Here is a 4,320-nt window from a genome sequence, read left to right as displayed (position 1 = left end):
GCAATGTAAAAAAGTCGCTGGGGTAATTTTACATGGCTGCCCGTCCCCAAAGTGTTGGGAGGGACTAGAGGTCGATACGCAGGGTGACGGGGCAGTGGTCGCTGCCGAAGATGTCGCTTCGGATGCCGGCCTCGCGCACCTGGCCTGCGATTGCATCGCTCACCAAGAAATAGTCGATGCGCCAGCCCGCATTGTTCTTGCGGGCATTGAAGCGGTAGCTCCACCAGCTGTAGGCGCCCGCCTCGTCGGGGTGGAGCAAGCGGAACGTGTCGGTGAAGCCAGCACCGAGCAGTTCGGTGAACTTGCCGCGCTCCTCGTCCGAGAAGCCGGCGTTGCCGCGATTGCTCTTGGGGTTCTTGAGGTCGATCTCCTCGTGCGCGACGTTGAAGTCGCCGCAGGTAACGACCGGCTTTCCGGTCTCCTCCTCGAGTCCCTTCAAAAACGCGCGGTATGCGTCGTCCCAAGCCATGCGGCACTCGATGCGCGCGAGTCCCTCCTTGGCGTTGGGAGTGTAGACGTCCACGAACCAGAAGCGCTCGAATTCAAGCGCGCACACGCGACCTTCGGCTACTGCCTCCGCCACCAGATCCGCCGAGGGTCCTTCGCCCGCATACGGCATGAGGCTGTCGGCACGGCGGACGGAAAGCGGCTCCTCGCGCGTGAAAACCGCCGTGCCCGAATATCCTTTGCGCTCGGCATAGCTCCATACCTGGGTATAACCGGGAAGCTCGAGTTCAACCTGGCCTTCCTGCAGCTTCGTTTCCTGCAAAGCGAGGATATCCGCATCGAGTTCGCGCGCGATCTCTTCGAAGCTCGGTTCTTTCTTCAATACGGCGCGCAGGCCGTTCACGTTCCACGAAGCGAACGAATAGGGTTTCATAGCGGCTCCAAGGTCGGGGTGCCAGTTCGTATCGGTATATCATGATATCGTGCTGAAGCACGCGGCTCCAACGATTTGAGGAGATGCCATGGCGCGACACGCAGAACCCATCACCGACGCGGCACGGGCGGCCGAAGCCCTCGCCCGCCTCTTCGACGAACATGAGCACGCCGTTTTCTTCGGAGGGGCTGGGGTGTCCACGGCGAGCGGCATCCCCGATTTTCGCAGCGTCGACGGTTTGTATAGCCAGCACTTCGCATACCCGCCGGAGACCATGCTCTCGCATTCCTTCTTCGAGACGCATCCGGCGGAGTTCTTCCGCTTCTACCGCGAGCGCATGATCGCGCTCGACGCGAAGCCAAACGCCTGCCATCTGAAGCTTGCCGAGCTTGAACGCATGGGCAAACTCGACGCCGTGGTGACGCAGAACATCGACGGCCTGCACCAACTTGCCGGGTCGAAGCGCGTGTGGGAACTTCACGGTTCGGTGCACCGCAACATTTGCCAGCGCTGCGGCGCGGTGTACGCCGCGGAGCAGATGACCTCGCGTGAGCTCGAGGACGCGGAGGGGATTCCCCGGTGCCCGGCGTGCGGGGGCGTTATTAAGCCCGATGTGGTGCTCTACGAGGAGCCGCTCGACGAAACGGTGATTGAAGGGGCGGTGCGCGCGATCGCTCGGGCAGACATGCTCATCATCGGCGGAACCTCGCTCGTGGTATACCCTGCGGCGGGGCTCACCCGGTATTTCCAAGGCGACACACTTGTTATCGTAAATCGCGACGCGACGCCGCAGGATGCCCAGGCCGACGTCCTCGTCTCCTGCGATATCGCTCAGGCGTTCTCCTTCTAGGGGGCGGCGGCCCTCGGCATGAGGACAGTCAGCTGGGCTGCCTTCAGTCATGTTTGGAGCAGGGGAGACGGCCTCTGGGTTCTCTGTGGGGTGGGCCGTCGGCGTCGTTAGACTGGATACAATAGGGGTACTGCGGATTTTCGAAAGGATCCCTCATGGCTCAAGATGTCAAAGCGTGGAGCTGCGGAAACTATACCCTCACGTTCGACCGCCCGCGCATCATGGGCGTGCTCAACGTCACGCCCGATTCGTTCAGCGACGGTGGTGAGCACTTCGATCCCGAGGCGGCGATCGCCCATGGCGTCGCGATGCTCGACGCGGGGGCGGATATCATCGATGTGGGCGGCGAGTCGACGCGACCCGGGTTTCGTCCGGTAGACGCCGACGAAGAGGCGCGCCGCGTCCTGCCCGTCGTGCGTGCGCTCGCCCAGCGTGGCGCGATCGTTTCCATCGACACGAGGCACGTCGAGGTCGCGAAGGCAGCTGTGCGCGTGGGCGCGTCGATCGTAAACGATGTGACCGGATTCACCGATCCACAGATGGTTGAGTTCGTGAAGAGCAGCACGTGCGGCGTCATCATCGTGCACGCGGGTGAAGTGTCGGATCAACCCGCGCATGCGCGCACCGCGGTGCAGCTCGATACCACAGCGGCGGCTTATATGGCCGAGCGTGCCCGTGAGGCGGAAGAAGAGGCTGCCGCCGCGAAGAGCGGTAGGGGCTCGAAGCGTTCGCGTACGAGGCTCCTGGGCACGCCGAAGCTATCGGGCGGCTTCGTGCAGCAGCAGCTTCCGTTCACCGAGATGCCGAATGGCTCCGACGCCGGCGAAGGCGCGCAGGCCGCCGAGGAACTGGTAGATGCCGCTGGCTCCGCGAGCGCTGGGGAGCCGGGCTCTGGAGCGGTTATGACCGACGAGCTCGCCACTGTGATGAACCGTGCGGCGCGGCAGGCGCAAGCCTACGTGAGCACGTCCCAGCTCCGCCGCTTCACCCTGCCGGATTCCGCGCCCATCATGCGTCGCATCATGGGCTTTCTCTCGGATCAGGCGCGCGCCCTCATGCGCGCGGGTGTGGCGCGCGAGCGCATCTGCATCGATCCCGGCGCCGGATTCGGCAAGTCCACGAACGAAGACATCATCATCCAGCGCGAGACCGCTAAGATGGCGTCGCTGGGCTACCCGCTTCTGTGCGCGGTCTCGCGCAAGCGGTTCGTGGGTGCCGTTTCCGGTGTGGAAGAGGCGGCGGACCGCGACGCGGCGACGTTCGGCGTGTGCCTCGGCGCGATCGAAAACGGAGCGAACATCGTGCGCGTGCACAACGTTGCGGGGTTCGCGCAGTTCCTGAACGGATTCTGGTCTGTTGCACGCCCGCAGCCGCGTCGTGCGTTCGTGGCGCTCGGATCGAACAAGGGGCAGCGTCTGGATAACATCCGCGCAGCGCGCGACCTTATCGCTGAGATTCCGCTCACCTGCGTCTCCAATTGTTCGCGCATCTACGAAAGTGAGCCCGCTTATGAGGTGCGCCAGGCACCGTTTGCGAACGCTGTGATCGAGATCAAGACCGAGCTCGCGCCGACCGTGCTGCTGGATGAGTTGCTCGAGATCGAGAACAGGCTGGGCAGGAACCGTACGAAGAGTGCGCGGCCGAACGGCCCTCGTGTCATCGATTGCGACCTTTTGTGGATGGATGGCGAGACACACGGCGGCGACAAGCTGCGTCTTCCGCATCCCAAGCTCGGAGAGCGCGATTTCGTGCTCGTGCCGCTCGAGGACCTTATGCACGACCCCGCACGCTTCTTCCGCTACGAGGGCGTGCCGGTGCTCGAGCCCGAGGAGCGCATCGGCCATGTGGTGGGCGAGCTTGGTACGCTGTGAGTACCTCGGGGCGGGTTTGCACGAGCCTTTTCGCACGGCGAATGAGAGGTGCCTATGACGCGCGATGAGGCGCTGAGCGTGCTGGGGCTCGAGCCCGGCGCGTCGCGTGCAGAGATCTTGGCGGCGTATCGCGAGCTCGCGCAGATGCTTCACCCCGATAAATTCGGCGAGAACAAGCGCCTGCGCGCGCGGGCGGAGCAGCAGATGAAGCGCATCAACGAAGCGCGGGATGTGCTGTTGAAGGCCGCGGGCGCGAGTTCTCGCGGGGGCTCGGCGTCTCGGCGCGAGGGGCGGGCGTCCGCTGATAGTTCCCCCGAGGCGGCAATCCTGTTCGAAGCGCGTGCGCGTGCGCGCGCCGCCGAGACCGCCAGGCTCGCGGTGGTGGCGCAGCTGCGCACGATGCGCGAACGGCGCCGTTCGATGCTCGTCATGGCGGGCGTGGCCGCAATCGTCGCGTTCCTGTTCCTGCGCGTGCGCGGCGGCCTCGGTGCGATGATCGCCTCGATCGCGTCCATGGTCGCGGTGTGGGGAGTTGTCGACGCCGTCATGCTCTCGAGCCAAGTTGAAGCGCTGAAGACGCGCTCGCGTGAGCTGCTGCAAACGCGCGATGCCGCGCGCAAGATTGCCGAGGAAGCCGCTCGCCTCTAGGCGTCACTTCGGGGTCGCGTCACTTTGGGGACGGGTACGTTTGTGTCGTTTTCGACACAAACGTACCCGTC

General features: G+C 64.4%; 4 protein-coding genes. 3 read left to right on the top strand and 1 reads right to left on the bottom strand.

Annotated elements, in window-relative coordinates; genetic code table 11:
• Positions 1 to 64 precede the first annotated feature (64 nt).
• On the bottom strand, positions 65 to 880 hold the full coding sequence (locus QZ079_RS08300) for an exodeoxyribonuclease III (protein ID WP_297037404.1): 816 nt from the start codon (positions 878 to 880) through the stop codon (positions 65 to 67).
• An 88-nt stretch (positions 881 to 968) separates the two neighbouring features.
• On the opposite strand from QZ079_RS08300, the gene QZ079_RS08295 reads away from it, so the two are divergent.
• From QZ079_RS08295 to QZ079_RS08285, 3 genes are all read left to right on the top strand, one after another.
• Entirely contained in the window at positions 969 to 1,730 is a 762-nt protein-coding gene (locus QZ079_RS08295) for an NAD-dependent protein deacylase (protein WP_291289758.1), read from the top strand.
• A 155-nt stretch (positions 1,731 to 1,885) separates the two neighbouring features.
• The gene (gene folP, locus QZ079_RS08290) at positions 1,886 to 3,601 is read left to right on the top strand and encodes a dihydropteroate synthase (protein WP_297037402.1); all 1,716 of its coding nucleotides are present in this window, start codon (positions 1,886 to 1,888) and stop codon (positions 3,599 to 3,601) included.
• Between the two features lie 54 nt (positions 3,602 to 3,655).
• Positions 3,656 to 4,249 carry a J domain-containing protein gene (locus QZ079_RS08285; RefSeq protein ID WP_297037401.1) on the top strand — a complete coding sequence of 198 codons (594 nt, stop codon included), beginning with the start codon at positions 3,656 to 3,658 and terminating at the stop codon, positions 4,247 to 4,249.
• Positions 4,250 to 4,320 lie beyond the last annotated feature (71 nt).

Source organism: uncultured Enorma sp., from assembly GCA_905210055.1.
Taxonomy (GTDB): Bacteria; Actinomycetota; Coriobacteriia; order Coriobacteriales; family Coriobacteriaceae; genus Enorma.
Note: the sequence above shows the minus strand (reverse complement) of the source record. Positions and strands in the feature narration are given on the sequence as shown.

Bases quoted from the DNA above. Each gene is read 5' to 3' on its own strand.
- QZ079_RS08285 (WP_297037401.1), top strand. From the start codon at position 3,656: ATGACGCGCGATGAGGCGCTGAGCGTGCTGGGGCTCGAGCCCGGCGCG.
- QZ079_RS08300 (WP_297037404.1), bottom strand. From the start codon at position 880: ATGAAACCCTATTCGTTCGCTTCGTGGAACGTGAACGGCCTGCGCGCC.
- QZ079_RS08295 (WP_291289758.1), top strand. From the start codon at position 969: ATGGCGCGACACGCAGAACCCATCACCGACGCGGCACGGGCGGCCGAA.
- folP (WP_297037402.1), top strand. From the start codon at position 1,886: ATGGCTCAAGATGTCAAAGCGTGGAGCTGCGGAAACTATACCCTCACG.